The sequence below is a fragment of the Clostridium chauvoei genome (genome assembly GCF_002327185.1).
Taxonomy (GTDB): domain Bacteria; phylum Bacillota; class Clostridia; order Clostridiales; family Clostridiaceae; genus Clostridium; species Clostridium chauvoei.
Genome location: NZ_CP018624.1, coordinates 2,132,633 through 2,150,304 on the forward strand (window position 1 = coordinate 2,132,633; position 17,672 = coordinate 2,150,304).

Consider the following 17,672-nt stretch of genomic DNA (forward strand, 5'->3'; position numbering starts at 1 on the left):
TCTCCTTACATTTCCTTTGAAACTATAACTAGATCAAATATGTCAATTATTCCATCTTTGTTTAAGTCACAATCTTCATTCCAATTTTCATCTATGTCTTTTTTATTGTAATGTATTCCTAAGTTTGCTAAGTCATTTATATCGATAGACTTATCTTTATTTATGTCTTCTACTCTTAAAGCATTAGCATTAAATTGTAGTGGCTGAACTACTGTTCCAGAGAAAACACTCTTTTCTCCTTTAACTTTAAATTGTTTATTAAAGTTAAAAGATAGATTATTTATATTGTTATCTTTTATATTGTTCCATGTTAAATATTTATTTGCTTTAACTGATTGTCCATCATTTGATAAATTTTTAGCTTCTTCATATCCATCTATAGATTTAATAGGATTTTCTAATATTAACCTTCCATTAACTTCTTTATTTTTTAAAGTTATTTTTTGATTTTCTAATTTAACACTTTCTAAGCTATATAAGCTATCTAAAACACTAATATCTGATATATTATTATTTGATATATCTAATGAAAATAATTTAGTTAAATTTTTTAGTGATGATATATCCTCTATGTTATTATTATTTGCTGATAAACCCATTAAATATTTTGAACTTTTAAGAGGTGATAAATCTTTTATGTTATTTTCTTCTAAGCTTACCCATTCTAGCCAATTTAAGTTTTTTAACATATCAATATTTTCTAATCCATTATCATATAAATTTATAGAACGTAAAAATTTTAATTTATTTATAACTTCTAAATTATCTATTCTATTATTAGCTAAATCTAAGTGTCTTAACTCAGGTAGCTCTTGTAATGGACTTATATCTTTTACTGAAGTTCCTCTTATACTTAACTCCTTTAAATTTTTTAGATTTGTTAATGGAGCTATGTCTTTTATTTCTGAGCTATATGCTAAGTATAATTCTCTTAAATTCTTTATTTTGCCTAACTCAGTTACATCTTTTATAGGAACTGCATTTAAATATAGCTCTCTTAAATTAGGTAATTCAGTTAATACGCTTATATCTTGTAGCGGATTTCCATTTAAAAGTAATACTTTTAAGTTTTTTAAATTTCTTAATAAACTAATGTCTTTTATTTCATTACCTTGTAAATTTAACTCTTTTAAATTAGTACAATATTGGATACCTTCTAAATTAGAAATATCACTAAATCTTGTATAAAGCTGAGTAAGTTTCTCTAACTTTGCTTTTGGAATATCAGCGTCTTCTCTTTGTCCAATTGCCTTATTCATTGTTTTTTTCAAACTAACATCTGGAACATCTACATATCCTTCTCTTACACCTTCATTTACTTCTTCTTGAACTACTTTTCCTTCAAATACTTTTGGATTCAATTCTTCTGCAAAGGTATTTGAAACTGGTAGTATACTAATACTTAACATTAAATATGTAAGTATTTTAAGTAATAATTTTTTCGTCATATACGCTCTCCTTTTTCGTTAAATTTTACTACAATTTATTAATTAACATTTTTTCAAACTGTTTGTTAACAATTAATTAATAAATTGTTAATTAATTGTTATTATATCCTATTTTCTGTTTTTTTTAAAGAATCTTTTTGAAAAATCGACATTTTTTTTAAGCATATATAACTTATTGGTAGTATTTATCTCTTTTTTTTAGATTTTCTATTTAATTATTTTACATACTTTAACCAAATCAAATATATCAATTATTCCATCTAAATTTAAATCATATTCGCTTTTCCATTCTTTATCTTTAGATGTTAAATTATATTTTAAAGATATTAACGCTAAATCTTCTATATCTACTATCTTATCCTTATTTAAATCCTCTTTTTTGAAGTTACTTTTTACAATAACATCTGTATCTACATTTAATATATTTCTACCTACTTTTATTGCATAAGTAAACTTTGTCTTACCTTCTTTATTAGCTTTTAACTTATAGTTAAGCTTTCCATCATATATTTCCAAAACATTAATAGAGTCTATAATTTCTTTATTCTCAATTAAAAATTCTCCATCAATTGATGTAATATCTGATTTATCACCTACTAATTTAAAACTTGCTTCTACCTCTTCTCCCTCGTTAACTTCTATATTTTTATTTGCTTTAACTCCTATCATACCCTTTGTTAAAGCTCCATCACCTTCTGCTGCTCCAACTTCTACTGAAGACTTTGTTATATCCCAATAGCTATTTTTTACAACACTTTCTTTTTCATAATTTCTTGCTGCTATTCCACCAATTTTGTTTCCTGATGTAATTTCTAATTTTCCTGAAAAAATTGTATTTTCAATAGTTCCAAAATAATTATTAGCAGCTATTCCTCCAATATAATCTCCACCTATAACATCACAAGTAGAAATACTATTTATTATTTTACCTGAATTATTTTCAGTTAATCCCCCGATATAATCCTTATCTGCTGATATTTTCCCGCTAATTTTAACATTTTCTATTATTCCATTATTATTTTCAGAAACTCCACCTACTAAACGATTCCCTACTATATTTACATTGCTAAAGTTTAAATTTTTAACTACAGCACCTTTATAAATAATATTAAATATTCCAATACACTCTTCTGCTTGTCTATTTATATTTATATTTTTAATTGTGTGTCCATCTCCATCTAAAACACCTTTAAACTCCTTAATAGGTGAAAAGTTTGTTATTTCTGACATATCTATATCTGCTGCTAATTTATAATAAGCATTTGAATTATTTCTTATGTTATTAAACTGCTCTGCTGTTGTTATTATAAATGGCTTTTCTTTTGAACCATCACCGTCTATCTTAGGAAACTTTACTTTAAAATCTAATTTCCCTTCATTAGTAAATTTAATATCATATATTTCTATTCCACTATTTGATCCATTTTGGAAGTATAAAGTTTCATCATCAAAATTTAATCTACTTGAAGCTTTTCCTATTTTAGTTTCGCCAAGGCTTGGACTAATTATTGCTTCATCTATATTTCCATCAGCTAATTCTGGTGATGTAACACCTGGTCTGAAAACATAAATGTGATCTGGATAACCCATTTTATTTCCTTCAAAAATACCTACTGACTCATCTATTCTATAAGCTAATAACCCTGGATTATTTATATTTAGCACTGAATCCCACTTATCATCACCTTTTCTAAACTCTACTACGAAGTATTGATTTTTGATAATGGTGATTTAATTTTATATGCTATTGTATCTCCTTTAATTTTTGAATTTGATGGACTTAACCTATATTCACCATCTGAAGTAATCTCTGGTATCACTGTTTCTGTTCCATCATATGTAAGTCTTGTATATGCTAAAGGCAATTGTGGATTTTTAGCTGTACCAGCCATTATATCCCACTTTCCAACTGGGTTTGAAGAATTACTACTATATCTATATAAATCTGGGAAAAAGAATGTATGTAAAAATTCATGAACAACTACTCCAACTAACCTCATATACTTGCCCATAACTCCTGTATTTTCTGTACCCTGGGTTAAAACATTATATTCTGTTATGCTTTTTCCATTAATATATGTAGTATTACTCATTGTGCTTTTATGTGGCCATAATAAATCACCATGTCCTTCTGGTAATCCCTTTATTACATAAGTTACATTATCTATAGAACCATCCTTGTTAAAATCAAGTTTATCTCCATCAACATTAACTTGTGATACAATGCTCCTAGCAGCATCTGATAACAATTCATTTTCTCTAGTAAATCTCTCCCCATCATCTTTATATCCAATTGGGTTAGTAGATGATTTTCTTTTATAATACTCTCTAGAATTTGGTGCTTCATAAGAGTAATGCTTGTTATCTTTATCTACAGGATAAAAAGTAGTGTTTGATTTTACTCTTCCATAAGTTAAGTCTGATAAATATTCTTTTAAAGATATATCGTTTCCATTGTAAATATCATTTATAACAGAAAAGCTTTTATCATTTACAAACTCTTTTTCACCTTTAAATCTAACAAATATAACAATATTATTTATTTCATCTGGAATGTTATATGTACTTTGATATGTTGGCTTGTCCATTCCTGCTGAATAAACATCAATTCCTAACATACTTCCTTCAACTTTATATTCTATTTCCTGCGCATAAATAATTGACTGACTAAAAATATTTATGCTAATAATAATAACTGTGAAAAATGACCAAAAATTTTTAATATATTTATTTCTATCCATATTATTCCCCCTAATTTTTACTTATTATTAATTAATACTATTATCGTTTACTCCCCTCTCATCTTAACATTTAGTATTCAATATTTTATATTTTTTTGTTAATTATATTAAAAATTTAATTATAATTTTCGTTATAATTTATGTTATTCATATTTTATACAACTTTTTTGTACTTTTTTTATAATTTTAATAGAAAAAAATATAAAATTATACTATAATTAAAATATACATATCTATGAATTTCATTTCTCGACAATTAACGCTCTAAAATGACTATTTATAGATAAATTACATACTAAAAAATTTAGGTAATATGCCTATTTTTTAATAATTAATTTAAAAGGGGGACAATCTGTGAAATTAAAAACACTAAAAAATTTCAAAAAACTTTCATTTTTACTATGCATTACAATTCTGTTTCAATTATGTGGTTTAGGGGTTATTAAAACTCATGCTGCTACACAAACAAAAGTTACATATACTATAAATGGTGAAGCTAAAGTTGGTAACATAATTGATATTATTGTAAATGTATCTGATGTTACTAACTTATATGCTGGATCTATAGACTTTGTTTACGATGAATCTTTATTAAAGGTTCAAAGTATTTCTAAAGGAAACATATTTGGAAATAATAATGCTCAAGAACCTATTAATCAAGTTAAAAATGGACAAGCAAATCTAGCTTTCACTTTAACTGGTGCAAATAATGGGGTTTCTGGAAATGGTACTCTTGCTGTAATAAAAGCAGAAGTATTAAAAGAAGGTACTGTAAACTTAAAAACATCTAACTCTAATGAGGGTATAGATTTAAATGGAAATACAACTAGAGTTAAATTAGTTAATTCTGATGAACATGCTATTGATTATAACTCTGAAGATACTAACATAAACTTAAAAGCACTTAATAGCTTTGATACTTTAACACCTGGTGTTTATAGCAACTCTAATTCTAATTTTAATTATACTTCTAATTGGACTAACGTTCCTGACTCTCAAGCTTATACTAATACAACTAACGAATCTATGTCTTTCACTTTCGAAGGTACTGGTTTTGCTTGGAATTCTGTTGTAGCTCCTAATAGAGGTATCGCTGATATTTATATTGATAATCAACTTGTTAAAACTGTTGATACTTACTCACAAGAGGTTGTTGCAGATTTTAGATCTTTCGAAATTAGTAACTTAAACTACAGTAAACATACTGCTAAAATAGTTGCTACTGGCAATAAATCTGAAGCTTCTTCAGATTTCTATATTTCAATTAAATCTATTGAAGTTTTTGCTAAAGAACAAAATACATCTTTAACTGTAGGATCATATAGTAATACAGCTGCAGGATTAAACTACACTTCTAACTGGAATAATGTTCCTGACTCTCAAGCTTATACTAATACAGCTAGCGAATCTATGTCTTTCACTTTTGAAGGTACTGGCTTTGCATGGTATTCTGTTGTAGCTCCTAATAGAGGTATTGCTGATGTTTATATAGATGATCAATTTGTTAAGAGTGTTGATACTTACTCTCAAGATGTTATTGCAGATTTCAAAGCCTTTGAAATTAGTAATTTAAATAATAGTAAACATACTGCTAAAATAGTTGCTTCTAATAGAAAGAATGATGCTTCTTCAGATTTCTATATTTCAATTAAATCTATAGATGTTTTTGATAAAATTCAATCTTTACCTCTAACTGTAGGTTTACATACTAATATGGATGCTGGATTAAATTATACTTCTAATTGGAATAACGTTCCTGATTCTCAAGCTTATACTAATACTTCTAACGAAGTTATGTCTTTCTCTTTTGAAGGTACTGGCTTTGCATGGTATTCTGTTGTAGCTCCTAATAGAGGTATTGCTGATGTTTATGTTGATAATAATCTTGTTAAAAGTGTTGATACTTACTCTCAAGATGTTATTGCAGATTTCAAAGCGTTCGAAGTTAATAACTTAGATAATGGTAATCATAACGTTAGAATAATTGTTACTAATAATAAAAACCAATATTCAAGTGACTATTATATTTCTATTAAATCTATTGAAGTTTTTGATAAAGCTCAATCTTTACCTTTAACTGTAGGTTTATATGATAATACTACTGACAGATTAAATTATACTTCTAATTGGAATAACATTCCTAACTCTCAAGCTTATACTAATATGCCTAATGAATCTATGTCTTTCAATTTTGAAGGTACTGGTTTTGCTTGGTATTCTGTTGTAGCTTCTAATAGAGGTATTGCTAATATTTATATAGATGGTCAACTTGTTAAGAGTGTTGATACTTACTCTCAAGATGTTGTTGAAAATTCTAAAGTTTTTGAAGTTAGCAACTTAGATTATAGTAATCACACTGCTAAAATAGTTGTTACTGGTAATAAGAATGATAATTCTTCAGATAGTTATCTTTCTATTAAATCTATTGAAGTTTTTGATAAGAATTTAAATAATTATTTAAAATCTGGTATATATAACAACGCTTCTCCAGATTTAAACTTCTCCTCTAATTGGACTAATGTTCCTGATTCTCAAGCCTATACTAATATAGCTGGCGAATCTCTAACTTTCGAATTTGAAGGTACTGGTTTTGCTTGGGATTCTATCGTAGCTCCTAATAGAGGTATTGCTAACATTTATATTGATGACGTATTAGTTAAAACTGTTGATACTTATTCAGAAAATGTTGTTTTAGATTCAAGAGTTTTTGAAGTTAGTAATTTAGAATATAAAATTCACACTGCTAAAATAGTTGTTACAGGTAATAAATCTGAATCTTCTTCAGACTCATTTATTTCTGTTCATAATATTGAAGTATTTGAACAATTACAATTACAATCACCTACTTTAAAGGCTGGATTATATTTAAATGATAATGAAGCTTTTAATTATACTTCTAACTGGACTAATGTAGCTGGTTCTCAAGCTTATACTAATACATCTAATGAATCTATTTATTTCAATTTTGAAGGTACTGGTTTTGCTTGGAATTCTGTTGTAGCTCCTAATAGAGGTGTAGCTTATCTTTATATTGATGGTAAGTTTATCCAAGCTATTGATACTTATTCAGAAAATGTTATATCAGACTTTAAAGTATTTGAAATTAATAATTTAGAAAATAAGAAACATACAGTAGAAATATATGTTCCTGGTGAAAAATCAGATTCTTCATCAGACTCATTTGTTTCTCTTCAATCTATTAACGTTCTAAATTAACACTAAAAAACACCTACAAATGTTATTTCTAAACATTTGTAGGTGTTTTATAATACCTTTTATTAAATAGTTTAATTATATCCTTTAGGATTTTTACTTTGCCATCTCCATGCATCTTCACAAATTTCTTTAATCCCTTTTTCTGCATTCCAATTTAACTCTTCATTTGCTTTACTCGGATTCGCATAACATGTAGCTATATCTCCAGGTCTTCTTCCAACTATTCTATAAGGTACTTCTACTCCACTAGCTTTTGAAAATGCTTCTACTAGTTCTAGTACACTATATCCTTTTCCAGTCCCTAAATTGTATGTTACAAGTCCTGGATTTTCATTTAGCTTTTCTAAAGCTTTTATATGTCCCTTAGCTAAATCTACAACATGAATATAGTCTCTTACTCCTGTTCCATCTACAGTATCATAGTCATTTCCAAATACACTAAGCTCTTTCAACTCTCCTACCGCTACCTTAGTTATGTACGGCATTAAATTATTTGGTATTCCACTTGGATCCTCTCCTATAAGCCCACTTTCATGTGCTCCAACAGGATTGAAATACCTTAAAATAGCTATGTTAAGTGAATCATCTGCTTTATATAAATCTCTTAACATATCTTCTACCATAAGCTTAGTTCTACCATATGGATTAGTTGCTGAAAGAGGTGCGTCTTCAGGTATTGGCATTATTTTTGACTCTCCATATACTGTTGCTGAAGAACTAAATACAAAATTCTTAACATTATACTTTTTCATAAGTTTTAACAGTATTAATGTACTAGTTAAATTATTATGATAATATTCAAGAGGTATAAAAACCGATTCTCCTACTGCCTTTAAAGCTGCAAAATGAATAACTGAATCTATATTATTTTCTTTAAATATATTATCAACAGATTCTTCTTCTAGTAAATCTACTTCGTAAAATTTAGGTTCTCTTCCCGTTATTTCTTTAATTTTATCTTTAACAACTATATTACTATTATATAAGTTGTCTACAATAATAACCTCATGTCCTTCATTTAAAAGTTCTATCGTAGTATGACTACCTATATATCCCATTCCACCTGAAATTAAAATCGCCATATTCTCCCTCCCATCTACTAATTATTTAACATTAAACTCATTTATAATTGCATCAACTATATATTTGCTAGAATTACCATCTCCATATGGATTAGATGCCTCAGACATACTTTTATATAATTCTAAATTTGTTAATAATTCTTTTGTTAAATTATATATAGTCTCATTTTCTACTCCTGCTAACTTTAAAGTTCCAGCTTCTACCCCTTCTGGTCTCTCCGTTGTATCTCTAAGTACTAAAACAGGTTTTCCAAGTGAAGGTGCTTCTTCTTGTATTCCTCCACTATCAGTCATTATTATGTGTGCTTTATTTAAAAAGTTATGAAAATCTATTACTTCTAAAGGCTCTATTATATGAACTCTTTTATTTTCACTAAAAATATCATTAGCTATTTTCCTTACTAATGGATTCATATGTATGGGATATACAACTTGAACATCACTAAATTCATCTAGAATTCTTTTAATTGCAGTAAACATATTATTCATATTTTGCCCTAAATTTTCTCTTCTATGAGCTGTTAAAAGAATCATCTTATCATTCCCTAATGACTCTATAAGTGGATGTTTATAATTCTTATCTACTGTAGTCTTCAATGCATCTATTGCTGTATTCCCAGTAACATATATGCTATTCTCATTTTTCCCTTCTTTAATAAGGTTTAACTTAGATGTATTTGTTGGTGCAAAATGCATATCTGCTATAATTCCTGTAACCTGTCTATTTACCTCTTCAGGATAAGGTGAATATTTATCATATGTTCTAAGTCCAGCTTCTACATGACCTACCTTAACTTGATTATAAAAAGCTGCAAAACTTCCTGCTAATGTAGTTGTAGTATCTCCATGAACTAAAACTATATCTGGTTTAACTTCTTTTATAACAACATCTAAATTTTGTAATGCTCTTGTTGTTATATCAACTAACGTCTGTCCTTTTTTCATAATATTTAAATCATAATCTGCTTTAATATTAAAAGTATCCATTACCTGATCTAACATTTCTCTATGTTGTGCTGTTACACAAACTATACTTTCTATTTCTTCTCTTGATTCTAGTTCTTTAACAAGAGGAGCCATTTTAATAGCCTCTGGTCTTGTACCAAAGATAGACATCACTTTAATCTTTTTCATTATTTTCTCCCCTTTCTTCTTTAAAATAATTATAATTTATATTTAATAATTTTCTTCTCTATAGTTTTATTTATTATAGTTGCTAATATTATAGTAATAATTAAATTTAATACTACAAATAATAAATAGTTATCTATATACTGATAATATTTACCTAAAAATAATAGAACTATAAAATGAATTGAATATATACTATAAGATATCCCTCCTATAAAGTTAAATATCTTATTATTCACTAATATATTTTTTCTATTTCCTTTGGAACATAGTATATAAATAAATATGCATGCAAATCCAAATAGAAGGACTAAGTCAATTTTCCCTATTGAAAATCTACTAAATATATTATAAAAAGTCCATCTAGATATGAAGGCTACTAACCCAATAATCAATAATATATACTTATATATGTTTCTTTTATTTACTTTTTCTATTATTATATGTTGATTTTTAGCTATCCACATACCCATTAAGAAAATATGTAAAACTCCTATTATTGGAAGCAACTTAGATATAACAAATGAAGCTATTAATACTAAAGTACTATTATACTTTTTCATTAATATTATAAAAATAGGTAATACAATAACTATTCTCATTTCATAAACCATTGTCCATATAGGAGGATTTATTAAATCTGTATTAAACTTTCCTATTATAAATATTTGATTTATAAATTCTTTTATTGTAAGTTTATTTGTCCAGAATTTTACAAACCATTCATTAAAATACTCTACATTGCTTCTAGTATATAACATATTACATAAAATAAATCCAATAAGTATAGCTATAAAATAAACTGGATATATTCTTAAAAATCTATTATATATATATTTGAAGTATTCCTTCGTTGTCATTTTTATATTAAATTCAAAATACTTAATTGATGCAAAATAACCACTAAATACAAAAAATACTATTACTGCTGCATGTCCATCCCATAATATATGTATCGGAGTCTTAGCTAAGTCTATATTTGCTAACATTAAAGCAAATGGTAGACATCCTAACACATGAGAAAAAACTACCATTAATGCTGCTATACCCCTTATACCTTCAATTTCTTTTATTCTTTTCAATATTTAATACCTACACTTTCTAAATTATTTTAACTTAATCATTTTTAATTTAAATACAGAAATATATAAATACCCCAAAAATACTGGTGTAGCTGTAAAAATAACAAAAATAATATTTTCAAGATAATTATCTATTCTTAATAATTTATTACTAAAGAATTTTATTGTTAACCAAATAATAAATAAAACTAGATTGTTTATTATTAACTTTATTGTGAATTTATTTTCTATTCTATTTATAAATTTTTCTTTTTATTTACATAAACAGAAATAATAAAAAATATTGCATATGCACTAGTTGTTGATAATGCTGCTCCATATATATTTAATTTAGTTATTAAACATATATTTAATACTATATTTATAAAAAGCATATTGTAATAACATTAGTTATTTTCATAGACTTTAACTTAAATTCATAAATTTTAAAATTATACAATCCATAATTAAATAAAAATATTCCTAAAAGTGTTATTGGTATTACTAAACTACCTACATCATAGGATTTAGATATAAAAATATTACTGGTATTTTTATGAAAAAGTGTTATATACATAATTATTGGGATAAATAATAATATACTTGATTTTTTTATTTGTAATAACATATTTTTAAGCTCTTCTATTTGATTTTTTTCATAAAGATTTATCATTAACGTATGAGCTGCTGTCATAATAGGCCCAAATAATACCATTGTTATATTTTCGCTTATCATATAATTTGATGTATATATTCCAACTCCAGAGTTTCCTAATATATATTTAATAATATATCTATCACCTATTTTTAATCCCATAGAACCTATTCCAGTAAGTATTATGGGAAACCCATATTTAAGCATTTCCATTAATATTTTTTTAATTTATCCTTTGTTATTTTAATTTCATCATTAGCTATTATTTTTGATTTATTTATTTCTCTTATTAGATATATTATTGCAATTATATTTGTTATAACTTTTGATATTACAATCATCCAAAAACTTTTAAAGTTTATTAATAATCCTATACTGATAACACAGTTTATAACGGATTGAAATAAACTTACTTTTAAAAAAAGTCCTGAATTTAGTTTAGCTCTTAATATAGATGTTAATATTAAAAAAACACCACTTGTTAGTACATAAAGTGCACCTATAATTAATTCGTCTAAAACGTTATATCTAATACATACCTTTTGTATTACAAAAAGCACAACAAATGCCAAAATTAAAGTATTTATAACCTTAACAATTTTCATTAAAATAGGTGTTGTTCCTTCTTTTTCATAGATAGGCATAAATCTCATTATCCCTTGTCCTATCCACTCAAATAAAAACATACTTATAATTGTATATGTTGATATTACAATATTATATTCACCAAACTCATCTGTTTTTAATATAGCTGTATATATGTACACTGCTAATAAATTCATTATTAATGGGACAAAGTTAGAAATGAAATAACTAACAAAATCCTTTTGTAATTTTTTAGAACTATTAATCATAGTTAATTAAATTCCTCCAGATATTTTTTAAATGTGTTAATATCTTTATTAAAAATATTTTTTTCTTTTATTTCTTTAATAACTTCTTCTGAAAATCTTTTCTTAATAACTTTTCCTTTTACTCCAACGATAATAGAATAATGTTCATAATTACCCTTGGTTACTACTGATCCCGCTCCAACAATACATCCATCTCCAATATTAACTCCTGGTAATATTGTTACTCCTCTTCCTATCCAAACATCATTTCCTATCTTTATATCCTCTATAATATGGTCTTTTTTTGAAGTATCGTAAATAAATTCAGTTGGATAAGTTATAAGATTATTCATGTTATGATTGTTCGTAACCATATAAACATCTGGTGCAATAGAACAAAACTTACCTATTGTAACTTTTCCAAGTCCAACAATTTGAGTAGGTCCACTTATTGTGCTAAAATCACCTAATTTAAAGCTCTTAACACCTATATTTACATTTTCATATATTCTTGAATTTTCGCCTAATTTAACTTCTTCTTTTATATCAACCTTAGCTTTATATGATACATAAGAATTTTTAAAAATTTTTTTATAAATATATACCTTACGTAATTTTTTAAAAAAACTTGGAATTATTATTTGTTTTATATCATTTATATAAAACTTAGTAAAATCTATATTTTTCATAAACTTCTCCCTTTTAATGATAATTCTAAATTTACTTTATAATTAAACCCTTATATAAATTTATATGCTTTTCTACAATTACATCATTATTATAATCACAAAATACAGATTCTCTTATTTTTTCTTTATCTATTTTATTATCTATTATCCAATTTACTCCTTGTAGTAACTCTTTAACATCTTTTTCTTTTGCAAGATAACCATTTTTCTTATGTTTAACTAAGTCTGAGATTCCACCGATATTAAATGCAACTACTGGAAGTCCACAAGCAAGAGATTCCATAACTACATTAGGTAAGTTATCTTCTAAACTTGGATACAATAATATATCACAATCATTATATAAATTCGCTAACTTCTCTTGTGATTTTATTTCCCCTATAGCTGTACAATTAACACCTAAATTTTTTATTTCTTCAATATCAGATGTTCCAAAAACTACAAATTGCATTTTATCTAATAGTTCTTTATTATCTCTCTTAAGTTTTTTTATAAATTCTATTATTATAGAATAGCCTTTATATTCAACACCTTTAGGATCTACAGCTCCAAATAGAACTTTAATTTTATTTGATTCTAACTCCTTAAATGAATTATTAGATTTTATATCGAAAATATCAAAGTCTAATGTATTTCCTATTACATAACTTTTTTTGCTATTGCAAACATTACTCTCTTTTAACTGCTTATTTATCCAATTACTTGGACATATAAAAGCTAGATCTAAATCTCTATAAATATCTTCTTTACGTTTATTTATATAGTAAGATATATCTTTTAATTTATTGGAATTTAACATTCTACAATTTCCACAACCTGTTTTATAATTTTCACACTTATACTTAACATGACATCCACCTGTAAATGGTAGACTATCATGACATGTATAAACTATAGGTTTATTTAGTTTTTTTAACGATTTTAAATCTATAAAGCTTCCACTTATCCAATGAAGATGAATTATATCCGCATCTTTTAATTCTTTAATTTTACTTATGTCATAACCAGAAGTTAAAGAATATAAAAGATTTTCTTTATCTTTATAAATTTTTAATATTAATTTATCTAATATAATATTTAAACTTCGTTTTAATTTCATAAACTTAGTATAACTTGTATATTTTATAGCTCTATCTATATTATTAGTTTCTCTTAATGTTATTAAATATGAATCAATACCTTTATTTAACATTGATTTATGTAATCTAGTTACAGCAGATGAATTAGAGATTCCTGTACTTAAATGTGCTACTTTCATTATTTCTCCTTAATTAAATTTAATAATTTAATGCTTTCAATTTCCCAATTATACTTTTCTATATGTAACTTATAATTAGTATTTCTTATTTCATTAATATTATATTTGCATAATTCAATTATTTTTTCGCTTAAATCTATATGATTTCCACTTTCATATATAACTCCAACTTTATTTTCATTTACAAATCTTTTTAATGGTATGGCATCTGTGGCTATAACTGCTAACCTCCAGGACATATATTCATATATTTTATTTGCCATAGTTGTATCTGTCATGGCTGTACGTCTATGAGGTACTACCCCAATATCATATTTGCTAACATAATTTTTTATTTCGCTATACTTTATAGCGCCCTCAAAAAACACTTTATTTTCTAGCTTTAAATCTTTAACAAGAGCTTCTAATTTATTTCTTTCTTTTCCATCACCTAAAATAAATAATTTATATTTATCTTCTATCAATGCCATAGCTCTAATTAAATCACTTGTTCCTCTAAGATTATCATCATCTAATGCTCCTATATAACATAAATTTATTCCTTCATGCTCAATAGAATTAAATTTTTCATTAATTGGAGGAACATTATATATTTCCATCATCTTATCTCTATTAATATTTTTATTTGCTATTCTATCTGTATTTTCTTCTATTACATTTATAGTAACCTTTGATTGGTTAACACAATAGTTTTCTAGATTCTCTAAATATCCCATCTTGTCTATAAGTTTGAAAATCTTTTTATCATATCTTGGGAAAAATCTTATGAATTCTGGATAATTTTCTGCATTATCAAAAATAACTTCTATATTATATTTTTTTCCTAATTTTATAGCTAATTTAGCTAATGGAAGATTTCTTACTATAATTAAATTAGGTTTTATTTCTTTTATTTTATTTTCAATGAATATTCTCCAAAAAACATTTAAATGTAATGGTTCACTTAAGTATCTCTTATTGCTCCATTTTATAGGGAATCTATGGATTTTGTAATTATCTTCTTCTATAAATTCTTCTTCTTTATTTTTTTTAGTATTTCTACAAAGTAAATGCACTTCATTAAATTCAGATAATGATTTCACAAACTTTTCTACTCTTATATCCCAAGGATATTCAGTTTGCCATATATATAATATTTTTTTCATACTAATCCTCCAAGATTATAAATTAAATTGTTGATATGAATTATGTTATTCTTTAATTATTAAGTTCATATAATCACTACTTAAATTTTTAAATGTAGCTATCTTTTTATAATTTCTTTGATTTTCTATATATCTACTTCTTATTTCCTCATAATTATCAATAACAAAATTTATTTTTTCATTAAGATCTATTACATTTTCACATTGGTATAATATACCTATATCATTACTTTTAACTGTTTCTCCAAGTTGAGCTATATCAGGTGCTATTAAAACTTTTTCGTAGTTTATAGCTTCTGTTAAAATACCACTTTGCCCACCAAAAATTTTTCTATATGGTAATACTACAACGTCTGAAATCTTATAATATTTATCCATTTCTTCATCACTTATATATTTCATGTCTAAAATACAATTTATATTTTTATTCTTTGATATTTTTTCACATATATATTCTTTTGAAAAATATTCTTCTTTACCTGCAATTATTAAATTAATTTTTTTATCTATATTTTTAATTGCTTCAATTAAAATATCTATACCCTTATCATATCTAGTTCCACCAAAATATAAAATTGTTATATCTTCATTTAATTTATTATAAGAAAGCTCTTTAAATTTATTATTTTCTATAATAGGATAATTAGTTGAATTAATATTATTAGTTTTTAATTCTAATCTACTTTCCATAGAATTTTTTATGTAATCTCCATGAACTATAATTTTAAATCCTGTACTTGATATTAAATGTCTTATTATTTTATACTTTATATTTTGTTTAGGAATCCAATGTATTGTCCCTGTTAATTTATACTTATTTCCCCAAAATAAAATACTTATAGGGATAAGCATATAGTCTAAAGTAAAAAAGTGAATTCTACTTATATTATTATTCTTACAGTATTTTTTCACTTTTCTTATGTTAATTAAAAAATCAAGTATCCTTTTGAACTTATTATTTGATACTCTTTTTCCTTCTATATGTTCTATTTTACTTTTTTTTAATTTATATTTCTTTTCATCATCTAAGTCTATACTATAATATACTTTTTCTATTCCATTCATATTCATCATAGTAAAATAGTCATAATCCCAGTGATGACCTACAATATTATAGTCATAAAATAACACTTTCTCCATTTACTTTCTCCTTATTATTAAAACATAGAAAAATTGAGATCCATATTAACATAGGTATAAATGCCATAAAATCTGATTGAATTATATTATATAAATTTAATAATAATATAACTGTAAATTCCCTATTATATTTTACTTTATTAAATAAACCTATAATGCTTATTAACATAAATAAACATCCTAATATCCCAGTCTCAACCATAAATCTACTATACATATTAAAAGAACTTAGCCATTCTCTATTATATACACTTACTAATTCATAATTTCCCATATAATTTTTATTAACTGATTTTATATTATCTCTATATGCATAAATGTAATTTCCAATTCCATATCCAAAAGGTTTTTCCTTTAATGAATATGGCCCAATTAGTGAATAAGATAATCTACATTCTGTTGATAAATCTTTTTTCCCTGAATCTTTATCAAATATAATTGCTATTCTCTCCTGTACATTTTCAATTTGACCGAAAACCTGATCAGGTTTTATAACAAACATAATTAGAATTGATAAAATAATTATATATGAACCTATAAATATTTTAGTTAGACTTATTTTCTTTATTATCTCTTTATAATATATAAACGTTAATACAACTATTCCTGCTGCTATATCAAAAACAATTCTTGTGGATCCTGATAAAATTCCTAAAATTATAAAAGCACAAATATATATATTATCACTCTTCTTTTTTTTCTCTATTAGTAATAAATATGGGATTATAATTAATAATATATATCTTCCTATAAATGATGGCTCTCCAAAATTCATAGATATTCTTCCCCAAAGTAAATACTCTGTATCAAGAGTTATTTTATCTAAAATATTAAAAATAAAGTTTAACTTCATAACATGAATATAAAAGAATTGTATTATCCCAAAAAATACAGATATCTTTATTCCATTGATAGCTAATTTTAAAATCTTTTTATAATCTTTTTTTACTTGTAGATATAACTTTATACTAAAATATCCTATAAAAGTTAATATAAATTCATTTATAAATTTATTTAACCCTAAACTAGAAAATGAATTACGATAATTGGTTATTATTGTGAATATAATCATAAAAAGTGCGTACATTATAATACTTAATTCGAATTTCTTTATTTTTAACTTTATCATATTATCTAAATTAGCTATAAAAAATAACCCTATAAATATGTATGATAATGGCATTGATGATAAACTTATTCCCAATTTATGAAATGGAAAGGCATCAAATGTTATCAATATAAATGCTAATTTAATTAAAATTTCAGCTCTCAT

General features: G+C 25.0%; 14 protein-coding genes. 1 reads left to right on the forward strand and 13 read right to left on the reverse strand.

What is annotated here, in order from left to right; genetic code table 11:
• Positions 1 to 5: 5 nt before the first annotated feature.
• From BTM21_RS10030 to BTM21_RS10040, 3 genes are all read right to left on the reverse strand, one after another.
• The gene (locus tag BTM21_RS10030; RefSeq protein ID WP_079481102.1) at positions 6 to 1,448 is read right to left on the reverse strand and encodes a leucine-rich repeat domain-containing protein; all 1,443 of its coding nucleotides are present in this window, start codon (positions 1,446 to 1,448) and stop codon (positions 6 to 8) included.
• A gap of 207 nt (positions 1,449 to 1,655) precedes the next feature.
• The gene (locus BTM21_RS10035; protein ID WP_096145428.1) at positions 1,656 to 3,113 is read right to left on the reverse strand and encodes a ZmpA/ZmpB/ZmpC family metallo-endopeptidase-related protein; all 1,458 of its coding nucleotides are present in this window, start codon (positions 3,111 to 3,113) and stop codon (positions 1,656 to 1,658) included.
• A 35-nt stretch (positions 3,114 to 3,148) separates the two neighbouring features.
• Entirely contained in the window at positions 3,149 to 4,189 is a 1,041-nt protein-coding gene (locus BTM21_RS10040) for a metallopeptidase domain-containing protein (protein ID WP_096145429.1), read from the reverse strand.
• Positions 4,190 to 4,543: 354 nt separating this feature from the next.
• On the opposite strand from BTM21_RS10040, the gene BTM21_RS10045 reads away from it, so the two are divergent.
• Positions 4,544 to 7,405, forward strand: coding sequence for a cohesin domain-containing protein (locus tag BTM21_RS10045; protein WP_021874819.1), 2,862 nt, complete (start codon positions 4,544 to 4,546; stop codon positions 7,403 to 7,405).
• A 71-nt stretch (positions 7,406 to 7,476) separates the two neighbouring features.
• Here BTM21_RS10045 and galE read toward each other — a convergent pair whose 3' ends face one another.
• From galE to BTM21_RS10100, 10 genes are all read right to left on the reverse strand, one after another.
• Positions 7,477 to 8,487, reverse strand: coding sequence for a UDP-glucose 4-epimerase GalE (gene galE / locus BTM21_RS10050; protein ID WP_021874818.1), 1,011 nt, complete (start codon positions 8,485 to 8,487; stop codon positions 7,477 to 7,479).
• A 21-nt stretch (positions 8,488 to 8,508) separates the two neighbouring features.
• Positions 8,509 to 9,621, reverse strand: a complete 1,113-nt coding sequence (gene wecB, locus BTM21_RS10055; RefSeq protein ID WP_079481100.1) for a non-hydrolyzing UDP-N-acetylglucosamine 2-epimerase — start codon at positions 9,619 to 9,621, stop codon at positions 8,509 to 8,511.
• Between the two features lie 29 nt (positions 9,622 to 9,650).
• Entirely contained in the window at positions 9,651 to 10,700 is a 1,050-nt protein-coding gene (locus BTM21_RS10060) for an acyltransferase family protein (RefSeq protein WP_021874816.1), read from the reverse strand.
• A gap of 361 nt (positions 10,701 to 11,061) precedes the next feature.
• Positions 11,062 to 11,496: a polysaccharide biosynthesis protein gene (locus tag BTM21_RS10070; RefSeq protein ID WP_161493126.1), complete on the reverse strand. Its 435-nt coding sequence runs from the start codon at positions 11,494 to 11,496 to the stop codon at positions 11,062 to 11,064.
• Positions 11,497 to 11,546: 50 nt separating this feature from the next.
• Positions 11,547 to 12,188, reverse strand: a complete 642-nt coding sequence (locus tag BTM21_RS10075; RefSeq protein WP_096145432.1) for a lipopolysaccharide biosynthesis protein — start codon at positions 12,186 to 12,188, stop codon at positions 11,547 to 11,549.
• Between the two features lie 2 nt (positions 12,189 to 12,190).
• Positions 12,191 to 12,856 carry a CatB-related O-acetyltransferase gene (locus tag BTM21_RS10080; protein WP_021874814.1) on the reverse strand — a complete coding sequence of 222 codons (666 nt, stop codon included), beginning with the start codon at positions 12,854 to 12,856 and terminating at the stop codon, positions 12,191 to 12,193.
• Between the two features lie 31 nt (positions 12,857 to 12,887).
• Positions 12,888 to 14,114, reverse strand: coding sequence for a glycosyltransferase (locus tag BTM21_RS10085; RefSeq protein ID WP_021874813.1), 1,227 nt, complete (start codon positions 14,112 to 14,114; stop codon positions 12,888 to 12,890).
• On the reverse strand, positions 14,114 to 15,259 hold the full coding sequence (locus BTM21_RS10090) for a glycosyltransferase (RefSeq protein WP_021874812.1): 1,146 nt from the start codon (positions 15,257 to 15,259) through the stop codon (positions 14,114 to 14,116). The genes BTM21_RS10085 and BTM21_RS10090 overlap by 1 nt, the downstream gene beginning before the upstream one ends.
• A 45-nt stretch (positions 15,260 to 15,304) precedes the next feature.
• Positions 15,305 to 16,399, reverse strand: coding sequence for a glycosyltransferase family 4 protein (locus BTM21_RS10095; RefSeq protein WP_079481098.1), 1,095 nt, complete (start codon positions 16,397 to 16,399; stop codon positions 15,305 to 15,307).
• A complete protein-coding gene (locus BTM21_RS10100; RefSeq protein WP_021874810.1) occupies positions 16,377 to 17,672 on the reverse strand; it encodes an O-antigen ligase family protein in 1,296 nt (431 codons plus the stop codon). The genes BTM21_RS10095 and BTM21_RS10100 overlap by 23 nt, the downstream gene beginning before the upstream one ends.

Excerpts from the sequence above, each read along its gene's own strand:
- BTM21_RS10030 (WP_079481102.1), bottom strand. The coding sequence starts at position 1,448 with ATGACGAAAAAATTATTACTTAAAATACTTACATATTTAATGTTAAGT.
- BTM21_RS10040 (WP_096145429.1), bottom strand. The coding sequence starts at position 4,189 with ATGGATAGAAATAAATATATTAAAAATTTTTGGTCATTTTTCACAGTT.
- galE (WP_021874818.1), bottom strand. The coding sequence starts at position 8,487 with ATGGCGATTTTAATTTCAGGTGGAATGGGATATATAGGTAGTCATACT.
- BTM21_RS10100 (WP_021874810.1), bottom strand. The coding sequence starts at position 17,672 with ATGAGAGCTGAAATTTTAATTAAATTAGCATTTATATTGATAACATTT.
- BTM21_RS10075 (WP_096145432.1), bottom strand. The coding sequence starts at position 12,188 with ATGATTAATAGTTCTAAAAAATTACAAAAGGATTTTGTTAGTTATTTC.
- BTM21_RS10080 (WP_021874814.1), bottom strand. The coding sequence starts at position 12,856 with ATGAAAAATATAGATTTTACTAAGTTTTATATAAATGATATAAAACAA.
- BTM21_RS10095 (WP_079481098.1), bottom strand. The coding sequence starts at position 16,399 with ATGGAGAAAGTGTTATTTTATGACTATAATATTGTAGGTCATCACTGG.
- BTM21_RS10090 (WP_021874812.1), bottom strand. The coding sequence starts at position 15,259 with ATGAAAAAAATATTATATATATGGCAAACTGAATATCCTTGGGATATA.
- wecB (WP_079481100.1), bottom strand. The coding sequence starts at position 9,621 with ATGAAAAAGATTAAAGTGATGTCTATCTTTGGTACAAGACCAGAGGCT.
- BTM21_RS10070 (WP_161493126.1), bottom strand. The coding sequence starts at position 11,496 with ATGGGATTAAAAATAGGTGATAGATATATTATTAAATATATATTAGGA.
- BTM21_RS10085 (WP_021874813.1), bottom strand. The coding sequence starts at position 14,114 with ATGAAAGTAGCACATTTAAGTACAGGAATCTCTAATTCATCTGCTGTA.